17 protein-coding genes are annotated in these 25,273 nt (G+C 42.1%); 2 read left to right on the top strand and 15 right to left on the bottom strand.

Annotated features, from left to right (window positions below; translation table 11 throughout):
• Window positions 1–38: 38 nt before the first annotated feature.
• The 7 genes from NSS66_RS17370 to NSS66_RS17340 form a co-directional block, all read right to left on the bottom strand.
• Window positions 39–2,081: a serine hydrolase domain-containing protein gene (locus tag NSS66_RS17370; protein WP_340959454.1), complete on the bottom strand. Its 2,043-nt coding sequence runs from the start codon at window positions 2,079–2,081 to the stop codon at window positions 39–41.
• Window positions 2,082–2,202: 121 nt separating this feature from the next.
• Entirely contained in the window at window positions 2,203–3,504 is a 1,302-nt protein-coding gene (locus tag NSS66_RS17365) for an ATP-binding protein (protein ID WP_023986887.1), read from the bottom strand.
• Window position 3,505: 1 nt separating this feature from the next.
• Entirely contained in the window at window positions 3,506–4,246 is a 741-nt protein-coding gene (locus NSS66_RS17360) for a LytR/AlgR family response regulator transcription factor (RefSeq protein WP_340959453.1), read from the bottom strand.
• Between the two features lie 211 nt (window positions 4,247–4,457).
• A complete protein-coding gene (gene treR / locus NSS66_RS17355) occupies window positions 4,458–5,207 on the bottom strand; it encodes a trehalose operon repressor (protein WP_075153708.1) in 750 nt (249 codons plus the stop codon).
• Between the two features lie 73 nt (window positions 5,208–5,280).
• Window positions 5,281–7,239 (bottom strand): PTS system trehalose-specific EIIBC component, encoded by a 1,959-nt coding sequence (gene treP / locus NSS66_RS17350; protein WP_340959452.1) that lies wholly within the window; start codon window positions 7,237–7,239, stop codon window positions 5,281–5,283.
• Window positions 7,240–7,330: 91 nt separating this feature from the next.
• Window positions 7,331–9,070: an alpha,alpha-phosphotrehalase gene (gene treC / locus NSS66_RS17345; protein ID WP_340959451.1), complete on the bottom strand. Its 1,740-nt coding sequence runs from the start codon at window positions 9,068–9,070 to the stop codon at window positions 7,331–7,333.
• Window positions 9,071–9,342: 272 nt separating this feature from the next.
• Window positions 9,343–9,924 (bottom strand): LysE family transporter, encoded by a 582-nt coding sequence (locus NSS66_RS17340; protein ID WP_023986882.1) that lies wholly within the window; start codon window positions 9,922–9,924, stop codon window positions 9,343–9,345.
• Window positions 9,925–10,037: 113 nt separating this feature from the next.
• Between NSS66_RS17340 and NSS66_RS17335 the strand changes: the two genes are divergently transcribed.
• Window positions 10,038–10,589: a helix-turn-helix domain-containing protein gene (locus NSS66_RS17335; protein ID WP_075153705.1), complete on the top strand. Its 552-nt coding sequence runs from the start codon at window positions 10,038–10,040 to the stop codon at window positions 10,587–10,589.
• Window positions 10,590–10,705: 116 nt separating this feature from the next.
• On the opposite strand, the gene NSS66_RS17330 is transcribed toward NSS66_RS17335, so the two are convergent.
• The 5 genes from NSS66_RS17330 to NSS66_RS17310 all read right to left on the bottom strand — a co-directional run bounded on the left by NSS66_RS17330 (window position 10,706) and on the right by NSS66_RS17310 (window position 16,658).
• Window positions 10,706–11,275, bottom strand: coding sequence for a sugar O-acetyltransferase (locus tag NSS66_RS17330; RefSeq protein ID WP_340959450.1), 570 nt, complete (start codon window positions 11,273–11,275; stop codon window positions 10,706–10,708).
• A gap of 13 nt (window positions 11,276–11,288) precedes the next feature.
• Complete coding sequence (locus NSS66_RS17325; RefSeq protein WP_445671359.1) at window positions 11,289–12,503, bottom strand: MFS transporter; 1,215 nt, start codon at window positions 12,501–12,503, stop codon at window positions 11,289–11,291.
• A 214-nt stretch (window positions 12,504–12,717) separates the two neighbouring features.
• On the bottom strand, window positions 12,718–15,096 hold the full coding sequence (locus NSS66_RS17320) for a glycoside hydrolase family 2 TIM barrel-domain containing protein (protein WP_319640940.1): 2,379 nt from the start codon (window positions 15,094–15,096) through the stop codon (window positions 12,718–12,720).
• A gap of 79 nt (window positions 15,097–15,175) precedes the next feature.
• A complete protein-coding gene (locus NSS66_RS17315; RefSeq protein ID WP_340959449.1) occupies window positions 15,176–15,970 on the bottom strand; it encodes a Nif3-like dinuclear metal center hexameric protein in 795 nt (264 codons plus the stop codon).
• A gap of 121 nt (window positions 15,971–16,091) precedes the next feature.
• Window positions 16,092–16,658: a 5' nucleotidase, NT5C type gene (locus NSS66_RS17310; protein ID WP_069079794.1), complete on the bottom strand. Its 567-nt coding sequence runs from the start codon at window positions 16,656–16,658 to the stop codon at window positions 16,092–16,094.
• Window positions 16,659–17,132: 474 nt separating this feature from the next.
• Here NSS66_RS17310 and NSS66_RS17305 point away from each other — a divergent pair, with 474 nt between their 5' ends.
• Complete coding sequence (locus tag NSS66_RS17305) at window positions 17,133–18,116, top strand: glycoside hydrolase family 5 protein (protein WP_071559348.1); 984 nt, start codon at window positions 17,133–17,135, stop codon at window positions 18,114–18,116.
• A gap of 96 nt (window positions 18,117–18,212) precedes the next feature.
• Here NSS66_RS17305 and NSS66_RS17300 read toward each other — a convergent pair whose 3' ends face one another.
• The 3 genes from NSS66_RS17300 to NSS66_RS17290 are packed head-to-tail and all read right to left on the bottom strand — an operon-like array spanning window position 18,213 to window position 25,227.
• Window positions 18,213–20,570, bottom strand: coding sequence for a beta-galactosidase (locus NSS66_RS17300; RefSeq protein ID WP_338533203.1), 2,358 nt, complete (start codon window positions 20,568–20,570; stop codon window positions 18,213–18,215).
• Between the two features lie 21 nt (window positions 20,571–20,591).
• Window positions 20,592–21,878, bottom strand: coding sequence for a cellulase-like family protein (locus NSS66_RS17295; protein WP_076265239.1), 1,287 nt, complete (start codon window positions 21,876–21,878; stop codon window positions 20,592–20,594).
• Window positions 21,871–25,227, bottom strand: a complete 3,357-nt coding sequence (locus tag NSS66_RS17290; protein ID WP_340859100.1) for a DUF5107 domain-containing protein — start codon at window positions 25,225–25,227, stop codon at window positions 21,871–21,873. Before NSS66_RS17290 ends, NSS66_RS17295 begins: the two co-directional genes overlap by 8 nt.
• Window positions 25,228–25,273: the final 46 nt, after the last annotated feature.

Genomic DNA, 25,273 nt, shown 5'->3' with positions numbered 1-25,273 from the left:
CAACGGTCGCTCCTGAATTTCCAGAAGCGGCTACACGCTTAATTCAAATTGATTTTAAATCCATCCCCTGCATGGCCACCTAAAACGATCAAGCCACCTTTGGGCAGTACAACCGAATTGTTATTGCTAGCAGTTGAAAATTGTACAACCGCTCCGTTTTCATCATAGACAGCGAAGCCTCCGCTTTTTGGAAAATCAACGGTCATCGTTTTATTGGCTGAGTTTTTATCTATTTTATACCATGTGGCTTGGCCATTAGATGGTATGGTGTACACTGATTTTCCTCCCAAGATAGGTTTAACAGCATCTTCACTGATATAGGATTGTCCATCTATGGTTAAATACTCCGAACCATCCTTGGTATAAAAATTCAGATCAAATGCATCTCTTCCACTCATAACAGGAATCTCAACGGCATTTACTGCTTTATTCTCATCCACAATTTTAGTACCACTTGCGTATCCATCATGATCAACGGATATTTTTTTTGTTATAAATGAGGGGGCCAGATAAAATATGGAAGATATCTTTTCGTCCAAAGCATAATAATTTTTCCCGTTTCTATTTTCCCATGCCTTTTTAACTGTATTATTTAGAGGATTGGCATCAAGCTTTTGATATTCATAAATCACCATAACCATTTGGCCTAATCCCGGAAAGTTTAAATAAATGTTAGCCTTAATATACGTTTTCCCGTTTTTTTGTTTGTCAAAGCTTACGGCTACACTGCCATCACTGCTTTTGAATTGTCCATCACCTGTATACACATATTTTTGCGCCGGGACGAATCCATCCAAAAAAGCAGGTAAATCAAACTCACCGTTTTTAATCTCTACATTGATGGTTGTACCCACAGAACCGTATAATCCCGAATAAGAAAGTAAATCAGATGGCATTTCCACTTTTACAGGAGCCTCAAATGTTTTATCCGGTATGATGTCTTTAATGATGCCCTTATCTTTTAAAACTTCCAATAAAACGTTAGAAGCAAAAATACTATCTAAGATGGAAGACCCTCCAGATGAAAGCACAGCCATAGAAATTTGATGCTCTGGTATGGTGATCAAAGTAGAGTGATACAAAACAGTATCCCCACCCTTGGATAGCGCAGTTATTCCGTAATCACTAAACGGTGCCAACTGAACCGCATCCCAGCCAAGCCCATAATTAAAGCTGTTTGTCTCTTCAGGTACCCATATTCCTTTTCGATATTCATGACTTTGCATGGACTTCGCCGATTGTGCAGATAAAATATCGGGTCTGTTCCCCATTAATACTTCTGAAAACATAGCCACCTCTTCTGCGGTAGAGTATAAGCCCCCTGTCCCGATGACATTGGCATTTTCAACGGGTAAGGCCCCCTCAATCGCAGGAAAATAAGTTTTGGACAGCTTTTGTCTGTCAAACTGATCGAGTGGTGTTTTCGTAGAGTTCAAACCCAAAGGGGCACTAATATGCTTTGCCAGAAATTCGGTATAACTTAGACCACTCACCCGTTCAACCAATATTTCAAGCAATTGAAAACTATCATTACTATATACAGAATATTCGCCGGGGTTGGATTTTAAAGTTTCTGATCGTAATCTCAGCAATAGCTCATCATGATTTTCTGTATCATTGTCATTAAATAACATACTATTTTTATAGTGGGCACCGTAAAGACCCGACGAATGATTTAACAGCATACGTGGTGTAATTTGTTTGTACCTTTCATCAGCCATTGTAAAGTCCTTAATGTATGTTGTTAGCGGCTGATCAATATCTACCTTATGGGCATCCACCAGCATCATCGTTGCAGCAGATACATACATTTTGCTTGTAGAGCCTATACCGAACATCGTATCCTTGGTGATTGGCTCGTTGGTTGCTTTATTCTTTACACCCACGCTATCCGATAATACGATGTTTCCATGGTCCCTAATGGCATACTGCACACCGCTAGCACCGTATTTGGATACCAGCTCCGAGGCCAGATTGCGAGCCTTTTCCTTAATGGGTTCAGGATTGTCTTGAGCAAAAGCATTCGTCATCGGCAGTACAAAAAGCATAGCCGAAATGAACACAGCTATTATTTTCTTCATTCCATATTTCCTCCTCTTATGGGTTCCCAGATTATTACTGGACTGATCATACTATGAACGAGGATTCTATATAAAAAAGTCACCCTGAAACGAAAAAAACAATCCCTAAACAGCAAGATGTCTAAGAATTGTCCTTATAAAATGGCAATAAAACCATATTATCGAATACTTTATTTTTTGTTTCAATGGTCATATTCCCACCGTATTTGTCACATATTCTGGATATATTGGTCAAGCCAATGCCATGTACATCCGGGTTTGATTTTTGACTATGCAAATGAGCCACTTCATTCTCCACATGATTAAGGATGTGAATGAAAAGCGCGGACTCATTGGAATGTATTTTAATAAGAATGTACCTATCATCCGCAATCTTGACCTTTTTAGATGCTTCTATGGCATTATCCAGCATATTGCCCAGAGCGACACACAAGTCATAACGTTCAATATTTACTTTTTGTGAATACAAGTTAAGCTGAGTATCCACCTTGATGCCATTGGCCTGAGCAATATTAAGACTATTTGTGACAAGAGCATCTATAACCAGATTACCGGTATTAACCCTTTGATAGGCTCCTTCGATTTTATTTAATGTAACCTTAATATGTTCACTCGCCTCAGCCAATTCATTTCTCTTGATACATTCTTCAATATACAAAAACTGTTGGTGTGTATCATGAATGATTCTTTTCATATTTTTGAAGCTGTAAACCGTTTTTTCGTAGTTAGCATCTTGGTAGTCCATCTGATGTTGTAATTGAGCATTTTCATGCATTAATTGAAATTTTTCAATGATATTATCGAAAATATATATGATAAAAACATTTAAAAAAATAAAGCTAATAATAGAACCAAAATAATACATATTCTTTTCACTATAAACAGATAAAACATTGACCTGGTATAAACTTATGATGGGAACGATTAAAAATAAAATATAGTAACGATGCTGCAAAGGGAAGGTTCTGCGTTTGGCAAATAGCCGTATAATCTGAATGACAGCAAACATGATAATGCAGCTGAGTAACATAACCTTAGAGGATATCAAGTGATCTTGCCCACCCAAATGGCTAAAGTTGCTAATTTTAACGGAGCCTACAGCATATAAAATATAAAGAGATATAAAATTAACGATGGTTATCAATACAGCATAAAGGATAGAAAAAATGATCTTTGTCTTTATTTCCACTGTATACGAGTGCGCTAAACTAAATATGACAAGTAATGCCAAAATCGAGGATAGCGTAGGAGACAGATAAACACTTAAATATAAGATGTTCAGCAACCCGAAAATAATGAAATATATGAATCTATTTGGCTTTCGATTGGACTTATCAAAAACGGAGTTAAAGTAAAAATTCACTTGAAAGCACATCACCAGTACAACACATAGGTTAAGAAGCAGGTAGCTATATTCCATCATATTAATGCATCTTCATGATCATAAATTTGGTATATAGATCTTTAACTTCTTTTATTTTAGAACGCCCAATAGGTAACTTCACATCATTTGACATCAAAACATCACCGCCAGCAAATTTTTTCACATGAATTAAGTTTATAATAATCGAACGATGAATTTGTAGAAAATTATGTTCTTTTAATGCTGAAGCATAGTCCGAAAGAATCCCTTTGCTATCATAGGTTTGAGTAGAGGTTACAAAATGCAGTTTGTTTTTTATGGTTAAGCTTTTGGCCACTTCAATACTAATGATATCATCATATTTTAAAAGCACTTCCTCATAAGCTGACTTGATGATAACGAATTTTTTATCGAGAGATTGAAAATATTGACACAGCTTTATCATTTTTTCCTCAAAGATATGGGGAGCAATCGGTTTTATTAAATACTGAAATGTGACTACGTCAAAACTTTCCACCATATATTCAGGGTAGCTCGTTAAAAAAACAATCTGTTCATCTAGATGATTTAAATTCCTTATTTTTTGGGCGGTTTGAATTCCGTTTATGCCATTCATTTCAACATCCAATATTAAGATATGGAATGGAGACTCATAGTTTTGATAATAAGATACCAGCTGTTCTCCTGAGTCGAATAATTCAACTTTAAATTCTATATTGGTCTTTAACGACAAAGTAATCAGCATATTTTTAACAAGTTCTCTGTGCTTGTGCTCATCATCGCAGATAGCCACTCTATACATAAATAACATACACCTCATTCCCATTGCACTGATCATGGAATTGTATTCTAAACAGTATATAACCTTTTAATATTCTATAAACAGCTTTTGGATAAAACGCAAATTCAAATCCCTCAAATGCCAGTATACAAGCTGCTCAGCAGCTGCATCCAAGGTAAAAAAGAAACCCTCGTCTTCAAAAGACGGGGTTTCTTAACTGTTTTATTGATCGTTATTTAAAAAAATCAGTTCTTTTCTCTTCACCGTGGGAACGTCTGGCAAAGTCGACAAATTGGAATTTGTCCAACCGATGCCTTGACTCGGTATACTGGAACAAGGTGGTGTCCTCCAGATAAACATAGTTACGTACTACGACCACATGAGTGTAGTTCTGAAGGTCCATCAGTTTATGATCTTCTTCGTCTGCATTTTCTACGGAAACCACTTTTTTGGCATAACTGATTTGAAGATGGAGTTCTCCCTCCAAATATTCGTAGATGGACCCACGACTAATTTCCTCGGTAAGCACAGGTACAATGTCTGATCGAAAGTAATCTTTATCCAGTATGACGCATTCACCCTCAATCTCACGCGCACGAATAACTTTCCAGACCAAATACTTGTCTTTGTTAATCTCAAGATGATTGGCTATGTCATCTGGAACTGGAATTAAATGATTTTCATGTACAATTGTTCGTGATGTACGCCCAATCCGTTCAGACATTTCCTTGAAACTGACCAAGCCTCCTATAGGGAAATCCATCCGTCCCATATCCAGAACAAAAGATCCTTTAGCTTTTATTTTATGGATATACCCATTTTGTGCAAGCATGTGAAGTGCCTTACGTACGGTTTCGCGAGAAGTGTTATACTCTCGGGCCAGTTCATTTTCAGATGGCATTTTCGTGCCTGGAGCCAATTCGCCTGTCTGGATTCGTCCCGAGTACTCCTGATAAATTTGCAAAAATATATTCTTTGTCAATTTTCATCACCACGTTCATTGTAGCATCCTTTCACTTCCTGTTCACTAAAATAGGCTGTACGATGAATCTGACTTAATTCGTATTGTCTGATGAAGAATTCAAATGAATTCTCATTAAGGTATACTGCAAATCGTCTGCCTCACCCGGCAGTTCCTCAACCGATTCAATCATACTCTGACCATCCGGGACAATGACTGGTGTAATAATGGGGTATCCCGATTTCTGAATCAGCTCACGGTCAAATTCCATCAATAGCTGGCCTTGCTTTACGGTTTGACCTGTCTCCACATGCATGGTGAATCCTTCCCCCTTCAGGGACACCGTGTTAATTCCCACATGTACCAGAATCTGTACACCTGTCGGATGCTCTAAGATCAAGGCATGCTTGCTTTTCACCATGATGTGAATGACTTGCCCACTGAAAGGGGCAAGAATTTTGCCATCCTTCGGTTCCACTGCTATACCTTGACCCATCTGCCGTTCGGCAAAAGCCGGGTCAGGAACTTGTTCTAACGGTACAACACGTCCTCGTACGGGAGTCCTCACTTCAAGCACATCTAGTGCGGTATTTTGCGGAAGCGAGTCTTTCCTTACGGAATCATTGGCTGGTGCAGCCTGACGGCGCTTAGTTAACAACTTGCCATACATTAAAGTTAAAGCAAACGGCACAATTAACACGATCGCCATCCCGATGAAGAATACACCCCAGTTGTTTGGGAAAATAGACAAGAAGCCTGGAATCCCGCCCACACCAATGGAAGAAGCCATCACATGATTTACGGTGAGCAATATACCTGCAATACCGGAACCGATCATTGCGAATACAAACGGATATTTATACCGGATATTCACTCCGAATATGGCAGGCTCGGTTACACCCAGAAATGCAGACACTGAAGAGGTAAGAGCCAATCCTTTTCCCTTTTGCTCCTTCAATACCAGCATCATTGCCAGTGCTCCGGCACCCTGAGCGATATTGGACAGCGCCAGCATCGGCCAAAGGAATGTTCCACCCTGCGTACCAATTAATTGCACGTCCACCGCCAGGAAAGTATGGTGCATTCCCGTAATCACGAGCAAGGAGTACAAGCCTCCATAAATCAGGCCTCCCACTGCAGGAGCCAAATCGAAAACGTATACAAGACCAGACGTAATAGCATTACCAATCATAAAAGTAACCGGACCGATCACTGTAAAAGCCAGAAATCCCGTTATTAATAATGTAATCGGTGCTACGAGTAACAGTTTAAACGAATCCGCTATCTTCTTATTTAGGAATTTCTCAATGTGCGCGAGCACGTAAGCGGATACTAAAACGGGTAAAACCTGTCCTTGATAACCAATCTTGTTCACTTCCCACCCAAACAAATTCCAAACCGGAACGGTGCCCTTTGTAACCGCATCCGCATAACCGTATGCACTTAGCAGATCCGGATGAACCAGAATCAGACCCAGTACGATCCCGAGTAAAGGACTGCCGCCAAACCTAACAACGGCCGACCATCCAATTAAGGCAGGTAGAAATGTAAATGCGGTGCTGGCAATGGTGTTAATGATAGCAGCAAAGTCGGTCCATTGAGGATAGACCTGAACCAGAGCCATTCCTTCGAAGAAGATTCCCTTACCAGTCAAAATATTATTTATTCCAAGCAATAAGCCTGCAGTCACGATTGCGGGCAAGATAGGGATAAAAATATCTGCCAGCGTCTTGATGGCACGCTGAATTGGATTTTGTTTTTTGCTTGCCGCATTTTTGACATCGTCTTTAGAAGCCCGACTACCTCCTGTAATGGAGATCATTTCGTCATATACCTTATCCACCAGACCTGGGCCAATCACGACCTGATACTGTCCTTGTGAAGAGAATTGGCCTTTGACCAGATCATTTTGTTCAAGTGCATCTTTATCAACCAGCTTATCATCATAAAGGGCAAATCGCAGACGAGTTACGCAATGCGTAGAGGCCTCTATGTTGTCTTTGCCACCAACGGCTTTTATAATGTCTTCTACCTGTGATCTTTCAATCGCCATTTAGCCCACTCCCTTAACGTTTGCTCATTTTAAAGCAGCAACCCCGGTTGTAAAAAGTAGCGTACCCGGGGTGCTACCTGATGTCTCCATACTATTCACTAAGGCTACGAACAATCCACATATAGGAAGCATATGGGGTCAAAGAGATTACTTCTTTTAGCTCCGGGGCGTGCTGGGTATTACCTATTAAAAGCTCAGCCCCAGCCAACGCTTGATTTTCTAATGATGAATAAAATGAATCCGGTATACGGAATTGCGTATTCTGTCCGCTAAAATTGGAGATGACGATCAAAGTCTCCTCTTCATTGCTGCGTTGATAGGCATAGACCTGAGGATGAGCTTCGTCCAGGCGTAGATAATTCCCATCGGTAATGACTTGTACCGTCTTACGCAAATGAATCAGCTTACGGTAATGGTGGTAGATAGAATTCGGGTCCTCTAACTGAGCCTGAACATTAATCTGTGGATATCGTTCATCTACCTTAATCCAGGGAGTACCTGAAGTGAAGCCCGCATTGCGAGTGCCATCCCACTGCATCGGTGTTCTCGAATTATCACGAGACCGCTCTCGAATGATATTCAATGCTTCTTCTGCACTTTTGCCTTGCTCCTGTAAGATACGATACATATTCAGAGATTCAACATCCCGAAACTCTTCAATGTCTGCCCACTGCGGGTTGGCCATCCCAATCTCTTCACCCTGAAATATATAAGGCGTTCCTTGAAGACCATGTAGCGTGGTTGCCAGCAGCTTGGCGCTTTCCGCATGATATTCGCCATCATCCAAAAAGCGAGAGATTGCCCTTGGCTGATCATGATTATTAAAAAACAATGCACTCCAGCCACCGCCCTGTTGCATGCCCGTTTGCCAATCCGAGAATAGCTTTTTCAGCATTTCAAAATCATATGGCATCAATTCCCACTTTTGTCCATTTGGATAATCCACCTTCAAATGATGAAAATTAAAGGTCATGGACAATTCTTTTCTCTCTGGATTGGAATAACGGATACAGTGATCCAGTGAGGTGGAGGACATCTCACCCACAGTGACGCTATTCTGTTTGGCAAATACTTTCTCATGTAACTCATGGATGTATTCATGCACATGTGGACCGTCCGTATAATACTTACGTCCGTCGCCAGGAGCCGTGCTTCTATCATCGTCCGAGAATTGCTGATCCTTGGAAATCAAATTAATGACATCCAGTCGGAAACCACTAACTCCCTTCTCAGCCCAAAATTCCAGCAGATTGACAACTTCTTGACGGACTTTGGGATTTTCCCAGTTTAGATCCGCCTGAGTCTTATCAAACAGTGTCAGGAAATATTGGCCTGTTGCCTCGTCATATTGCCAAGCTGGTCCACCAAATTTGGAAACCCAATTGTTTGGAGGTCCACCATCAGGTGCTGGATCACGCCAGATATAGTAGTCCCTATACTCACTATCCTTAGAAAGCCGTGCCTCCTGGAACCAGGCATGTTCTGTGGAAGAATGGTTAACCACGATGTCGATCATTAGGTACATCCCACGCGCCCGGATTCCCTCGCTCAATTCTTCAAAATCCTGCATTGTTCCATAATCGGGATTAATCTGGCAATAATCGGCTACATCATACCCGTTATCACGTTGTGGTGAGACATATACAGGCTGCAACCAGACAATATCGACACCCAGTTTTTTCAAATAATCCAGCTTTTGCGTCAGTCCTCTTATATCACCGGTTCCTTTGCCCGTTGTATCGTTAAAACTTTTGGGATAAACCTGATAGACCACTGATTTGCGCCACCAGTCCTTATCTTGAGGAATTAAAGTCTTGTTCATTGCTTCCATTCATGCTCATTCCTTTCTTGCGAAATGAAGTAGCGTAAAAAATAATATAACGCTTTCAACATCTTGTATATACAAGATTAAGTCATGTATATACAAGTTGTCAACAGCTTTATCTATTAAGGTAATACCCGTTTTACAGCTAAATGATCAGGAGACTCATCCATTCTGTCCGATTGTATGTTATGACTCGTAGAATAAGCTCAATTCACACGAAAAAAGGCTCCTGCCTATAGTCAGGAACCTTTCTTTTCTATGATGAATAAGGTACTCATTTACATCCATATCGATAGTGCACTATAAAGGAGCAATAAGGACATTATGATATTGAAGGAACGCTCATGCTTATTCAAGAAACGTTGAAACACTGCGCCAAAAATCGCCCAGCTCACTACAGCTACAAAACCAATACAGGTCAGGAGTAATGAAATCGTAATAAGCTCTATATACGATACATCATAAGGCATTACAAACGTTGAAATGACCGTAATACCATACAAAATGATTTTTAAATTGATAAATTGTAGCAACAGTCCTGATTTGAAGGAATATCCCTCATTGTGATCATTATCCTCCGTAGAGGATTTGCTCTTTGCAATTTTCACCGCCAGATAAAGCATATACAGACTGCCGAGAACATTCATCCAGATCTTAACCCGTGGCAAAAAATGATACAAAGCAAGATTAAAATAGCAGGCTAACAGCATAATGGCGAAACAACCTGCTGTTACTCCCAGCAAGAATGGGAATGCTTTTTTCAAACCCAACCGCCTGGCACTGTCTAAAGACATAATATTGTTGGGACCTGGCGTAAAGCTGCTAACAAGTGCATAAGAAAGGAACGGAATAAACGGCATGCAACAATCAACTCCCGTATGTTATAATTGAATGAAATGTACGTTGAGACGTACATTTGTACTTTATAATTGTACAATATGTTCTTTATAAAGCACAATAGGAGCGAAGAATTATGGAGAATATTAATCTGATTTTAAGTAAAAATTTGAAACATCTAAGAAATGAAAGAAAATTAAGTTTAGATAAATTAGCTGATCTGACGGGGATCAGTAAAACGATGCTCGGTCAGATTGAGCGCGGAGAATCTAATCCCTCGATTACAACCGTATGGAAAATTGCGAACGGCTTGAAAATCTCTTTCACTGCTCTGATTAATGAACCACCTTCAGATGCAGTAGTCGTTCCTAAAAGCAAAGTACAAGTGCTTGAAGAAAATAATCAATATCGGTTGTATCCATTTTTCCCCTATGAAGGCAGTAGAAATTTTGAGGTTTACACCGTAGAGATTGAAGCAGGCGGAGAACTGAGTTCAGCGCCGCATCGTGAAGGTACAGAAGAATTTATTACGGTATTTGTGGGTGAGATGGTGGTAAAAGTCAGTGAGGAAATATACACGGTTAAAGCTGGAGATTCGATCCGCTTTAAAGCAGACCGCCCACACATTTACTATAATCTAGGAGAAACCCTGGTTCGGGTGAATATGATTATTTATTACTCTGTATAGTTCAATCTTGAAGACCATAAGTATACAAGTCTTTAAATTAAATGATCCTATTAAAATAAGGAGCGCTTTTAATAGGATCATCGGTACAAATATTAAATGATTTGCCTGTATGCTGTTTAGGAGATTTTAATTTGCTTTATCACTCGTGCTGGATTTCCAGCTACAACCACATGATCTGGAACATCCTTGGTTACTACTGCTCCTGATGCCACTACGACATTATTACCTATCGTAACACCGGGATTAATAACTGCTCTACCGCCGATCCATACATTGTTGCCAATCGTTACAGGTTTTCCATACTCTGGGCCAGCGATTCGTTCAAACGGATCTATGGGATGATTCGCTGTGTAAATATGGACTCCTGGAGCCATGAAACAATTATCTCCAATGCGCACTTCGCAAACATCCAAAATGGTACAGTCAAAGTTGGCGTAGAAATTTTCCCCAACATGGATATTGTATCCGTAGTCACAGCGTATGTTGGGTTCCATACCTATATTTTCACCAGTTGATCCGAAAAGCTCCTTAAGTAACTTTTCACGGTACTTACGATCCGTCTCTGCCGTCTGATTAAAGAGACGTACACAGCTTCTCGCATACTCTCTTTCATTTGTTAATTGAGGATCAGCAGCTACATAAAGTTCTCCATTCATCATCTTTTGTTTTTCCGTTTTCATAGTCATGGGACAATCCCCTTTATATTTTAATCTGATTTTTTTCTTTCATCCCAATAGGTTGGGCTGCGCCCGATATCAAGCCAGCAACAATAACGCCAACAAGCACTACAATCAAGGCATGTAGAAGTCCAACATGTTCACCTAAAAACCCTAAGCTTGGAGGGCCTACTAAAAAGGCAATGTAACCGATCGTGGCTACGGCTCCAACCCGGATAGCTGCACCACGAGGATCGTCTCCGGCAGCAGATAAGCCCACAGGAAAACCAAGTGAGGCTCCAAACCCCCATAATACGACGCCCAGTCCGGCCATGAGGTAATGCTGTCCCCAGATCACTAGAATGATACCGATAGCAGCCAGGACAGCACTCCCTTTCAACACAGGGACACGGCCGTATTTATCCAGTATGAATCCGCCAGTAAAACGTCCAATGGTCATCGCTGCCACAAATAGTCCATACATATAAGAGCCTGTTAAAGAATCCACGCCATAACCATCTACCATCGCTAGTGGCAACCAGTCATTCGCAGACCCTTCTGCAAACGCCATACCTAACACGATGATACCGATTAATAAAATCCGTCTTTCTTTCCATACAGCAAGCTGCGCCTTGAGATTAGATCCGACCTTTTGAGTAGAAACTTCTTTCTCTATACCTGTATCGTGGGGCAGAAAACGATAAAAATAGAAGGTTACCGCTGCAATCATGATAGCCATAGCTCCAAAATGGACCACAACAGGTATATGTAGCGCCGCTGCTCCAGAGCCAATGATCGCACCTACAAGTGTACCCATACTAAATGAACCGTGAAAAGCGGGCAAAAGCGTTTTTTGCAATTGATTTTCTACCGCAGAACCTTCGACATTAAGAGCTACTTCTGCTGTCCCATAGCCACCTCCAAAGATGACTAAACCAGCAAACACGATGCTCGTGAGCGAAAATGCAGTTCCCAACCCTACAATGACAAAACCGATCACAATCAAAATCGCACTTACCAAAATGACCGCCCGTCCACCTATACGAGAAATCATATTGCCTGCACTAAGTAGTCCCACTAAAGAACCTGCGGCTAAGCCAAAAATTATAATTCCCATTTCGGCAGTCGAGACATGTAAAATATCCCGGATAATAGGCGTTCGAGACACCCAGGAAGCAAAAGCTACACCCGGTAAAGCGAATAACAAAAATAAAATGTTACGAATTACCCTGGGATTCATGGAGGGTTCTACTGGCATTTACTTATCTCCTTATCACCACTTTTTATTAATCTTTTAATAAGTTATATTATAATTAGTCATTCTATTCGTATCCAAACTATTTGTCAAAAAGAGAATTATAGTCATAGATGGCTATTGACTGTCAGTTGTAAACATATTAAAAAGGGCCTGAGCAGGTAGGGCATAAGCATTCACCACCTGTTCAGACCTTATTAGTTAAACCATACAAGCTCTATACTGAATCAGCCTTGAATTGTCTTTTGGATTCTTCTTCTATTTTCAGTCTGGTTTCTCCCAGCAACCCTCCATCTGCTGACGCCTGAAGCAACAACTCACCAGCCACATAACCGGATTGTATAACAACGAGACACCTTCCCCTGTGTGTTCGTCTCTCATTCCCCTTGAAGGATTCATCGCTGGTGAGATCACCATTGTCTATTCCAAGGATACGACCATCACCATGCAGTTTAAAGGTTACATCAAAATCCTGGTTAGGTACAATGGTCCCGTTTGGGTCTATGACGGTTACTTCCACATGAGATATCTCATGCCCATCAGCAGGTAGAACCGTCCGATCGGCCTCCAACTTTAGAGCATAAGGAGCCCCGGCAGTGGTCAGTTCATGCTCACAAACCTTCTCGTTTCCATTACGACCCACAGCCCGGATTTTGCCCGGTGTATAGGGAAGCTCCCATAGGATTAGATGATTAGGGTAATCCACTAGCTTCCTCTCACCGTATGATTCATCATTCACGATCAATTCCACACTCTCACAATTAGTGAAAGTAACCAACCGTATCAATTTTCCACCGTATTCAGGAAATGTCCAGTGATCTTCCATAGCCGGAGATTTCCAGTGCATCGTCCATGTCGGATTAAATTCCGATTTCATATGTTCGTTAAATGCGGCTATGTGCACAATAGGCTGATCAGACCATAAACTTTGTTGGAGATAAGATACTGGTTTGCGGAATCCGCAAGTATCAATCAGACCCGAAGACCACCCTTTGGAGGGATAGCTCGTTTCTCCCAAATAGTCAATTCCACTCCAAACAAATTGACCGATCACATAATCATGATTAGCGACATCAAACCAGGGATTCATAGGCAAATAACCTTTAACCCGGTTATCCTTACCCCGATAGTATGGGAATGTTTCTGTTCCAAAGATAAGCGTATCCGGCATGGCCGCTCTATAGTGCTCATACCACTGCTCCTGATAGTTTACCCCCAGAACATCCACTCGTTGTGCCAGCTGTTTGGTATGCTCCACTTTGGCCTCAATCGAACCCTCACGCAAGCTGATCGGTGTATTATGCGGCTCAAGCGCACATGTAACCGGTCGGGTTGGGTCTTTTTCATGGCAGAAACCCACGAGCTGCTCCAACATTTTGAGCATGGATGGCTGACCTTGGTTTTCCACTTCATTCCCAACGCTCCACATGAAAACACTGGGATGGTTCCTGTCCCTGAGCAACATTGCTTCCAGATCTTTTTCCCACCACTCATCATACAAATGCTCATAGAAAAGAGACTTCCATTTGTCAAAAGCTTCATCAACCACCAAGAACCCCATCTGATCACATAAATCTAATAATTCGGGCGCCATCGGGTTATGAGCAAAACGAATTGAGTTACAGCCCATTTCTTTCAGCCTCTGCAGCCTTCTCTTCATGGCTGTATCATGGTAAGCAGCCCCCAGACAGCCTAAATCATGGTGAATGCACACTCCCTTTAGCTTTAAGTTGCTTCCGTTCAGCAATAAACCTTTTTGTGTATCCAGCTTCATTTCTCTTATACCAAAAGGGGTGCAATAACGATCCACCTCTGTATTGTCGCAATAGATCGTCGTCTGAGCTTCGTAGAGCAGTGGGTTGTCCGGTGACCATAGTTCTGGCTCTAAAACTCGCGCTTTTTGCTCTATTTCCCCCGTTTCACAGCCCGAAAGAGTTACTCGGTTTTCCACTTTTCCTTTGATCTGTCCCTGTGGGTCCAGCATTTCAGTCATAATCGTACACTCTACGGCATGCGCGTGATGATTAGTGACCTGGATTCTGGCAGTCACCTTGGCTTCATCTGGCGAAATTTCAGGTGTGGTAATGTAAGTCCCCCATTCGGTTATATGAATATAATCCGTACAAATCAGCCAAACATTACGATAAATACCGGCCCCCGAATACCATCTATCAGGTGAAAGAATCGTATTGTCCACTTTGACGGCAATCACATTCTCCTCATCCCACCGAATATATGGAGTCAAATCATATTGAAAGCTAACATATCCATAGGGTCGCTTGCCCACAAAATGCCCATTGATCCAAACCTCACTGTTACTGTGAATGCCATCAAATTGTATGTATACGCGCTGTTTTGGAGAGGAGGGCTTCACATTAAAATGCTTTCTGTACCACCCGACAGACCATCTCGGCAAATAAGCTTGATTGCCACCATACAGCATATGCGGATCAAAGGACTTTTCAATGCTCCAATCATGAGGGACTTGAAGGAGTCGCCAATGCTCATCGTTGTAGTCCATTTTCTCAGCACCTGCATAATTACCTTCTATAAATTTCCAATCTATTTTGAATGGCATAATCACTCTGCTTCCCATCATCTTGCCTCCATTTCATAAAGTGGATGAACGGATATAACAACAGTGCGGGATGACCATCACAAAAGACGTGTTCTCATTACAATATTTGAAACACCGGGCGATCTTCTATAAAGTGTACGGGGAGCATTGGAAATTGGGCGGAAAGTACATCTGCGAGATACTTCATCCCAGGTGCTTCACTTTCAGCATGTCCCAGCATGATAAGTGCTTTACTTTGCCCTTGATAGACAGCATCTTTAACATATTCTGGTGTTTCCCATTCTGGGCCCTCACCGGCAATGACTAAATCCACATTTTCATTTAGAAATAATGGAATGGCTAGTTCACCACCTCCCCTGTATCCTACTGAGATTCCCACTCGTTCACATGGCATGGAAACCTCGCCAGCCACCCGTACATAACGAATATGTAGTTTGGCTTTGATATATTCAGCGATCTCCTTAACCTCCATAGCCGGAATAGTCAAAATGGCGGCCGTCGGCTGCTGTTTCACAATGTAGTTGTGCCAGCTAAGCGCCTGAAGAAGCCCAACCATCACTCCATCCGGTTGATAACGATGTATGGCGTCATGAAACCGATAAATGCCTATACCTGCATCGGCAATGAGGCGAGATTTTTGCAAAAAAACAGGATCATATAGTAAACATTCATGCATTCTCTGATGACTATAAAAGATGCCTTCATGCGTAATGATAAAATTTGCACCTAGAGAAATAGCTTGTTCTATCACATACTGCGAAGCTGAGAAAGCGGTTACAATTCCTTGCACCTCAGTATCTATATATCCTGGGTCCAGCAGATCTACGGTGGTGTTGGGTATGCTTATTCCCTTGGTCAGATGATTCACAATCTGACCCATAGTCATGGTCATACACGTTCCCTCCTCATGGATAATGCATATCAATTGTACCATTTTATTTCAATCATAAGTGCTATTCTTTCTAGCAAAATAGCCAGTTCCAAAGGAGCCAGCTGTTTTACGAATGGTTCTATTATTTATACAGAACTCCTAAAATGGAGTCGATTCGTTCTTTTGCTCCTTGCCAGGATGTCATGACGGGGAACTCATATTGCTCTCTTACTCTCAGATTCCATGGATGAGGAATGCAAAGCACCTTTTTCCCCTCCTCTAGCGCAGGCACTAAATTATGAGGACCATCATCAATCAGGAGATCATAGTTAATCAGGTTCTTTCGTTTACATGGGAAAAAGTTCTCAATCGGAATGAATGGCATATGTCTTTGAAGCCAGTTCCATTTCTCTACGACGGTCTTGGGTTCTGCCGCTGTCACAATAATGACATCAAAAGCATTGCAAAGCTTCTCCATCTCTTCTACAACATACTCGTCATACAGTTCAAGTTCCTCAAACAAACCCGGTCGCCCATAAAATACATCATGCGTGCTTTTGGGATGACGTAGATGATCGGTGTTCCAATCTAACATTTCTTCATACCGAAGCGGATGAGTGGGAAATTCACTATTGTTATGGTATATGGCTCGTTTGACGAGATGACAGATGGTATCGTCCATATCGACTGCAATGATTGGTTTTCTCATCAGCTTGCCCCTATTCACTCTGGTAAAATTTTTCACAAGAATATCATACTATAATTTAATATCGCGGTGAAGCTTAGGTATTGCTGTCCGATTAGATCTCGCCTTTGTTCAAGATAATTAGCCAAGTACAACGTTAGGTTTATCTACATAAATCAGATATATTAAAGCAAAAAAGTTAGGTTAGTTTTATTGAAATAAACTAAATTTCAAACAAATATAAGCAATAAATACAATGATACCATAGAAAATCTCACTTAAATAATAAATCTATGTGTTTATGATTAGAAAACACAAAAAATAACTAAAAAAATCAATTGAATAACAAAAACTCAAATGATAGAATAACAAAAAATAACTTTTCTCCAAATTGAAAACGATTAATTTGTGTTTAGCTTACTGCTATTTACACACTTACATACCTACCTCATCTCTGTATAGCAGGAAGTTGAATAATATATTTAGGGAGGAACAAAAATGAAGGTATTGTTAAGAAAAGCATTATTGTCTGGACTGGTCGGCTTGCTCATCATGATTGGTTTAGGAGGAGTTTTCTCCAAGGTAGAAGCTGCTTCAGGTTTTTATGTAAGCGGTACCAAATTGTATGATTCTACAGGCAAGCCATTTGTTATGAGAGGCGTCAATCATGCTCACACATGGTACAAAAATGATCTTTATACAGCTATCCCGGCAATTGCCCAGACAGGTGCTAATACCGTCCGAATTGTCCTTTCTAACGGAAACCAGTACACCAAGGATGACATTAATTCCGTGAAAAATATTATCTCTCTAGTCACGAGTTACAAAATGATTGCTGTGCTTGAAGTTCATGACGCTACAGGCAAAGACGACTATGCGTCTTTGGATGCAGCTGTGAACTACTGGATTAGCATAAAGGATGCTCTGATCGGCAAGGAAGACCGGGTTATCGTAAACATTGCGAACGAATGGTATGGTTCTTGGAATGGAAGTGGTTGGGCTGATGGATACAAGCAAGCGATTCCCAAGTTGAGAAACGCAGGTATCAAAAATACGCTCATCGTCGATTGTGCCGGATGGGGACAATATCCTCAGTCTATCAATGACTTTGGTAAATCTGTATTTGCAGCTGATTCTTTGAAGAATACGGTATTCTCCATCCATATGTATGAGTTCGCGGGTAAAGATGTTCAAACTGTTCGAACCAATATTGATAACGTTCTGAATCAAGGACTTCCTCTGATTATTGGTGAATTTGGCGGTTACCACCAGGGAGCAGACGTCGACGAGACAGAAATCATGAGATATGGCCAATCCAAAGGGATAGGATGGTTAGCTTGGTCCTGGTATGGTAATAGTTCCAACCTTTCCTATCTTGATCTTGTAACAGGACCTAATGGCAATCTGACGGATTGGGGAAAAACTGTAGTTAACGGAAGCAACGGGATCAAACAAACATCGAAAAAAGCCGGTATCTACTAAAAACACATTAAGAAAATAAAAAATACTCATGTATTCACTGGCCCCTTACTTTATGTGAAATTAGTCTGGAAAGGAATCACCATGTAACCTTCTGGGTTATATGGTGATTTTGATTTCATATACAGGCACAAGGCTAACCGAACCGATATCTACAATACTTTCCTTTGTCGTCTCTTTCCAGCCAGCCATGGTCGTATTGCTATTGAGAACCTTACCTTTTCGAATGGAAGAAACATATACGTACAACCCTTGCTCGATGAGCCGATGCTCAAATGCTTTCAAACCTATTTCCCAGGTCGTATGGTTGCAGAAATTATCGTTGATCAGTTCGCCATCAATAAAAGCATAACCGATATCTCCAGTATAACGGATACGCAGCAGAGCTTCCTTGATTCCGTGAAAGGCATCTAATTCGAAATCAAGGGTAAATTTATCGTTATTTATCCTTTTCAAATTGAAATGAATTTCTTTCTCAGGAGCCTTTAAACGATATGTTTTGAATACATTGTTTTCTGTTATTTCAAGCAGTTCTCCACCGGAAATCGATGTGAATGAGGCGTCAAAATCCGGGAATACACTCAGGGTTACCATTTCTTGGTCCGTTGATTCCAGCCTTAGATCGCCCTCAGATACAAGTAGATTGGCATTTGTCAAAATGACTCTGTCCCGGCCTTGCATGTTTACCTTCCAAAATGTAAGACTTTGCTCATCAGTCATCGTATAGATGGCAACTTTTTGACCACTTTCAGATACCAGATGGATGAGACTATCCTCCTCTTCAGCAACCTTAATGATCGTGTTCCCATCCAATTGCTCTATCGAACCTTTGTCGATTGTGGCACTGATTATATCTTTTGACTCCATTACATACGTTCCTTTCATACCCTCTGGTACAAAGAAAAAATAATATGCTTCTCCATCCTCTTCTATCCTTGTTATCAGCTGTGCCGTAGCATATTTGAGCTTCATTCCATCTAAATTGAAGTTAAATGGCAATATGGCAAAACTATCACGTCCTAACGTCAGTTCACCTTGGCTAGGGATTACAATTGTTTCCTCGGGTAGCTCAATACTCACATTAAAATCGCACAGGTCGTAATTTTCGACATGGTCTTGAAAATTATTTAGAAACAGGTAACCCGATCCGGCACTAGATCGCACTGCATATCGTAACGTATCCACATCATAAGGGTCCATCTGGGACGTATCCCCTGGCAGAATTGTCTTTGTTAGTGAGAATTGCTTTTGGAACGTTGAAAAAAAGTAATGCTGCAGCTTTGTTCTTTGGTATGATTCCCTTACTTGGCCGAATTCGCCGATCATAGCGTTGAAATCATAGGATATTTTAGGAGTGGCTAGATCATTTGTGAACGGGTTAACCTTACCTCGAGGATTGGAACCCCCATGATACATGTAGTATCCGATCAGGTTACAGCCTTCTGCAACCTTCATGACAGTCATCGCTGGAACACTGCGGTAGGGAAATGCGAATCGATATTTATAAAACTGAACCATGCCGCCACCCATTTCACAGCAAGCGTACGGATAGTCTTCAGGCGCGTATTGAGGCTCAAAATTGTAGCTCTTTGGAATCTTGTTATTATGCTTGTCTCGGAAAATGTATTCCGGTGTCGCAGGATGCTCGTTCATCCCCTCCAACCGTCCCTCTTCGTAGTATATCCATGGCCAATAGGCATACCCGCCCCATAATGGCAGCATATCAGGTACAGGAGTTGTCGCTCCTCCCCATCCTGTGCACGTATAGATCGGAGTATCAATCCCTGCTTCCAGAGCTATTTCTTTAAGTTTTAACATATGCGAGTTGCCGTCACTTCCACTGTTTAACCACATATCATTAATTCCTACAGTCAAGGCCCACTGGGCAGATGAATGATTATGTTCATTTTCGATTTGGGTGCCGATAATTGGCCCCCCCTCCTTATATAACAACCCTTTAACCTGGGTACCGATTTCGTTATACATTCTTCTTGTATAGAACAGATACCCCTCATCATTAGAACGAACCTCAAATGGTCGACCGAATAACCAATCCGGCATACCGCCGTTTCGAATTTCCCCATGATCAAAGGGTCCGATCCGAATCATGGAGTATACCTGATGCTTGCCGCACAACTCGATGAAACGACGAAGATTTTTGTTCCCACTCCAATCAAAAATACCTTCAACTTCTTCATGTAGGTTCCAAAAAATATAAGTGGCAATGATGTTTACGCCGCCCATTTTTATTTTAATAATTTCGTCTTCCCAATAGCGTTCATCATAACGGGCATAATGGAATTCACCACAAATACCGAAAAAGGGCTCTCCGTCCTTCTCCATAAAATAGTTGGTGAATCCGATTTCCTCTCCTTTGGGATTGGTGCCGCCAAGTTTGATATGTCCTTTAACAATATGCTTTTGATCGTCTTTGACTGTAACTCGATAGTTTCTCATGGAGTTCACTCCCCTCACTCGTTAATCTGAATTCAGGATAAATTGATTCCATTTGCGCTGCCAAGCGATATCATCCCAGAATGGATGATGGGGAGCACAGTTAGAACAGAGGGTCATTCCCCAGAATCCAAGTGCCATTCCTTTTCGCAACACATATTCAGCGATAAATTTGCCGACTGGGCCTTCTTCAAATTGGGCATACAGCGGCGTGTAGCCTACATAACCTTCTCCTATGACTATTGGAATTCCGGAATGACGAGTCCATTCATAAATCTCTTCCAAACGGGTGTCGGCCTTCTGCAACATGGCAATTTTATGGTCTCCATACCGATCGTACAAAAATAAATCCCATTGGTCGGGATCTACCCAGTCGTGTAAATAAATAAGCCTCATGCCGACTGGATTGCCTTCCATCCGCCAATTCTGCTCCGGAGGCAGGGTCCACTTTGCAAATGGAGGAGCATCTTCTCTTAATAGGGATTGTACGAATGGATTGGGGAACGGCGCCAACTCATCATAAAGCCCTGCCGCTTCCATAAGCTCATTGAGCACCCCTTTAATATAAAGATGAAAATGGGCAACCTGCATATTGCGCGCGACGTAAGCTTTAGGGTAGGCTTCATTTAACGTATAGCTTGCCGTCATCATAATATCGGGATGACATTGGCGAAGATATTCAATCGCTTCTTCTACATAGGGCTGCATGGCTTCAATAAGCGCTGGTACATTCGTTTCGGCTATGCCTTCAGACGTCCCAACAGCGTTTAACTGCCCAAATTCCACTTCGTTATGCAACTCTGTATAGATGATCTGGTTCCTATAGCCTTCTGCTGTGACGAAACGGATCAACTGATCCATTGATTTTGCAATGGCCATGAATCTCTCCTTAGGAGGTATTGCAGCTAATTCATCTCTAAGCTCAGCATGAGCCAGAAAGCTGGGACTCTGCTGATATTCCCAAGAGGATAACATAATGTAACAGTTATGAGCCTTTGCTTGTTTAAACAGTTCAAGTAAATGAGCATGCCCGTCCAGCACTGCGCCGCCACGACAGTTATACCAACGCGTACGCTGACCTACTTCCCCAAGGTTAGCAAACTCCAAGGGTCCAGGACGTTTGCCATCCGCTGTAAACAACATGAATGGCATAGCACATATTCGGATCGTATTGTACCCTCTTTCGACCGCTTCTTTAAAACGGGCTTCAAGATCGCTGTAGGGCTCACCTTCTTGCGTCATTGTATACCAAGAAAAGTCCCACATGGTGATCGTCAATTTGCGCGGTACATTTCTCATGAGATTACTCATTTGATTTCCCCTCCCAGCTCCAGTCCATATGGTTCAATGCTCCTTGATGGTTAGCTTCCAGCTTAAGCACCGATTCAAAATGCAAGATAGCTTCGTCCTGTCGTCCTAATCCAAGCAAACCAAGTGCTTTCATATAAGTACAATGAACCTGATTACGATTATTCAGGTCATCTTCAAAGATGAGAAAGTCGGGTAACGAAACCGCAAAATAATCCATTTTCACGGGTTCAAACAAGTGCCTTTCGGCGTAATCAATGAGCTTGTTGAATCGACGATTGCCTTCCTTCGCATAACCAAGTTTCTGCCAGGCCAATCCTTGGTAAAATATCATATCCGGCTGTTGATCGTTATAATACATGGCGTTAATGGGTTCCCCCTGTCCTTGAGAGGCCGTGGAAAAAGCCTGCCTTGCCTCATCTGTTAATTTCAATAGCTCATACGCGCAGCCCAAATAATAGTAGATATCGTTATCTCGGGAACCCTCTAGCTTACCTTCGCCAAGATTCTCTGGATACACTAAAGCCTCCCGCAGCCCTTTTACAGCCTGCTCAATCTGCCCAGACCTCAGGTCGGACTTCGCAAGCTCTACCTTGGCAAGCCTATACTGTCCAGTTACCTTCCCCTCTCCGCCTTCCCATGGATGAAATATTCTCCCTGTCAGCAAGGACAACGCTATTTTATGCTGCTTCATCGTATTGTGAACGGTTACATATTCCAAAAACAGATCATCGCGAAGCTTTATGATTCCCGGATAACTCTCCATTAGGTTCAATCTGTCGTTGGGCTTGATGTTCAGCTTCTTATACAGCTGGTCAAGCTCATAAAGAACACGCGCGTCTGAAGTATTGCACGCAAAGGCCTGCTCTAACGAATGGCGAGCCTTCTTTACTTGGCCTTGTTTGTTAAAATATCCAAGAGCAAGATTACGGTGAACAACGGGGTAAGTATCGTCAATGGAACGAGACGTTTCCCAGCTGGAAATGGCATCCCGATGCCGTTTCTTGTCATAGAGTAAATTACCTAAGTAATAATGCGCCTTTCCATCCCCCGGTCTCGTTCGAATTGCAAATTGTAACACATCCAACTCCAACAGACTGTTAGGAAAGCAGTAGTCGGGAACTGCAACTGCGGCCTGCGCGAGAGCATTATTCGCCTGCTCATACTTGCCGATTTTAGCATAGCAGAAGGCCTGAACGTAATACAGCATAGGGTATGTTTTCGCCTGCTCTGGAGCTTCTTCCAACACACATACTGCATCCTCATAGAGTCCCGCCGCTGCATAGTCCGATGCTACTGCTATATAATTATGCACATCTCCACGCATCCATTTTTCCAGCTCTTCGAAGACCGTTTTAGCATCATCTCGTAACCCGAGAGCCTCTAATGATAATGCTTGCTCACGGTAAGCTCCAAAATCGGCGATATCGAGCTTAATTGTTTCCTTGGAATAGGCTATTGCCGCTTCGTAGCTGCCAAGCTTACGAAGAATAGCCGACTTCAGGTTGCGTGCTTTGTAGTTGCGAGCATTTCGGATTATCGAACGCTCCACCAGCTCCAACGCTTCTTCATAGTTCCCTTTTTCTGTCGCAATCTGTGCCAGTGAGAAATACCCGCTGTCTTGCCATGCTGCACTCCATACTGATTTATAAAATGCAGCGAACGCCTCATCCATCCGCTCTTGGTATTTTAGCGACAAGCCAAGCTGGTAGTAGGCCTCACCGTCATAGGGATTAGAGTTACGCCAGGTTACCCGCGAGATAGCTTTACGAAAGCACTCTTCACTTTCTGAATACAACCCTCTACGAAGAAGCAACGTACCATATGCCACATTTATGCGGCTGTCATTTTTATCTCTTTTCAGGCCCTCAAGATAATACGCCTCGGGTTCAAAGGTAGCATGACGGTATTGCTCCAAGTGTTGTCCTGCTAAATATAATTCTTCGTTCGTTCTTAATTCCTCCGGTTCTGGCAGGGGGGCGGCAGCAGCCGGCATCTGTTCAACTTCCTTTTTCTTCGGCTGATAGCTAATCAACTCCCTTCCGGTCGCGTCTTTGACGGTTAAGCATAGTTCATAATCCTCATCCTCAGCCAAAATAACTGTCTTCTGCATAAAGGCCTTATTAGGTGTCAGATCTAAGGTTTCTTGGATATAAACTTTCCGCTGACTACTTAATTCCACAACAGCGTCACGAAATGACGAAGTTACATAGACTCCAATCTGTGCTGTCCCTTCGCTGCGATTTAATTCCAAATTAACGGCTGCGTCAATTGAAGCGTTTTTGACAATACCAATATGTTTGTAAGGCATAAAATACTGCGAGAACGATTTTTCTTCATACGGCTGAAGCCAAGTGAAATCTGGTTGGTTATCGGTATATACCCCCGTCATCAACTCGATGTAGGGGCCGTCTTCGTCTGTTAGATTCCGGTCCCATGCTTGGCCGAATTCGCCATTTCCCCATGTCCATTGCTTTTTTCCGGGAGAGATGTGATGGTTAGCCACATGCAAAAGCCCGGCTTGTTTCATATGGTCGTAACCACCTATGAAATTGTAATCCGATTTATAGGCCATATATGAAGTGGGGACAGGAATATTTTTGTATCGGGAGATATCTACGCCTTCAGAATAATCCATTTTATAATAAGTGCCTGTAGCGATCGGGAAACGGGATACATCTCGCTTTCCATGGTCGAACACGGCTGATACGTCTGGAGGAAAAACAGATTGTGTGTGCTCATGTACCGCTACGGCTGGATTGGCCCACCATAGAAACGTTTGAGGCTCGGCAGTCCGGTTGTATAGCTGGGCCCCAACTTTAAGGTATGCTTTGTCCGGTTGGAGTGTAAATCCAGCTGTTACTTTCGTGCCGAATATACGATCAATTTCGCTCACCCATACCGTTGCGCTTCCGTCCTCATGTTCTTCCAACTTGTATTCAACGGGTCCGTAAGTGTTGGGACGGTGATGCTGAGGCCAGTTGAACTCAATGCCTCCAGATATCCACGGCCCCAATAAGCCCACAAGCGCTGGTTTGATGACCCTGTTATAATAAACAAAATCGTAACCGTTGGTCTTGTCGACCGCACGATAAATGCGGCCTCCCAGCTCTGGCATGATCTCAATGCGCAAGTATTTATTTTCCAGAAAAACAATTTGGTAATTTTCAAGTTTCTTCTCATCCTCAATTTTATCAATTACCGGATGCGGGTACACTCGACCGGAACTTCCCTGGTAGACACGTTTCTCCAGAAACATTGGATTTTTGTCGGGTTTGCCAATTCCATACGTGGGGATCTGCACGGTTTCCTCCCACACGCGTGCCTTAGCGTCGAAGATGCTCAATTCCATCACTCCCTCATAGTCGCTCTTATATTCAGAGCTTACAAGTAAGTGA

This window comes from Paenibacillus sp. FSL R10-2748 (assembly GCF_038005565.1).
GTDB lineage: Bacteria > Bacillota > Bacilli > Paenibacillales > Paenibacillaceae > Paenibacillus > Paenibacillus polymyxa_B.
Note: the sequence above shows the minus strand (reverse complement) of the source record. Positions and strands in the feature narration are given on the sequence as shown.